Source organism: Methylobacterium sp. B1 (assembly GCF_000333255.1).
Classification (GTDB): Bacteria; Pseudomonadota; Alphaproteobacteria; order Rhizobiales; family Beijerinckiaceae; genus Methylobacterium; species Methylobacterium fujisawaense.
Map to the genome: position 1 here is coordinate 1 of NZ_BACT01000146.1, position 806 is coordinate 806.

Consider the following 806-nt stretch of genomic DNA (forward strand, 5'->3'; position numbering starts at 1 on the left):
CAGGTCGGGCGGCATGTGCAGCACCTTGGCGATGATCCAGGCCGCCAGCGGCATGACCAGATAGTGCAGGATGATGCCGGCGGCCACCGGCGCGGGGCGCTTGATGATGCGCTTGAAGTCGTCCACCGTAAGGGTCACGCCCATGGTCAGCATGATCAGCGTGAGCAACTGGGTGATGTACTTGCCGATGGGCGTGAAGGTCGGCGGCGAGAAGTAGGCGGCGGCGGAAAGCAGCAGCGCCCACACGGGGAAGAGGCGGGTGATGATGGCTAGCATGGCGATGGATGAATGATGGATGAAGTCCCGGCACTGCACGTACTCGATGCACTCGATGGCAAGCGAGGCTGGGTGGCGCGTTTTATTGTCATGGAATGCGCGGATCACGCGAAGGGGCGCAGAGGTCTTCACTCGCCAGATAAAGCGGTAGCCTCTTGTCGACCAGGCGCCTGGTGGGCGCAAGGGCGTGATTCTACCCCTGCGGGCGCTTTCCTGCCGCGTTCCTGCCACTCTCCGACCACTTTCCCGGTTGCCGGGAGAGGGTGGGAACCTGGTCCAGGCCGGGCCGCACCGGCGCGAAAAAAACGCCGCTGGATCAGTGCGATTCCAGCGGCGTCTTCATGTGCACATCGCTCAAGCGCTCAACGCGTAACCGGCTTGTAACGGATACGCTTGGGCTTGGCGGCTTCTTCACCGAGGCGCTTCTTCTTGTCGGCTTCGTATTCCTGATAGTTGCCGTCGAAGAAGGTGACCTGCGAATCGCCTTCGAAGGCGATGATGTGGGTGGCGATACGGTCCAGGAACCAGCG

Annotated in this window: 1 protein-coding gene and 1 pseudogene; both read right to left on the reverse strand. The window is 62.2% G+C overall.

Annotation, left to right across the window (positions count from 1 at the left end; translation table 11 throughout):
* On the reverse strand, window positions 1-384 hold a 384-nt coding region (locus I53_RS04180), incomplete at its 3' end, for a bile acid:sodium symporter (RefSeq protein ID WP_043347004.1).
* Between the two features lie 254 nt (window positions 385-638).
* A pseudogene (locus tag I53_RS34850) lies at window positions 639-806 on the reverse strand (energy-dependent translational throttle protein EttA); the annotation flags it as partial.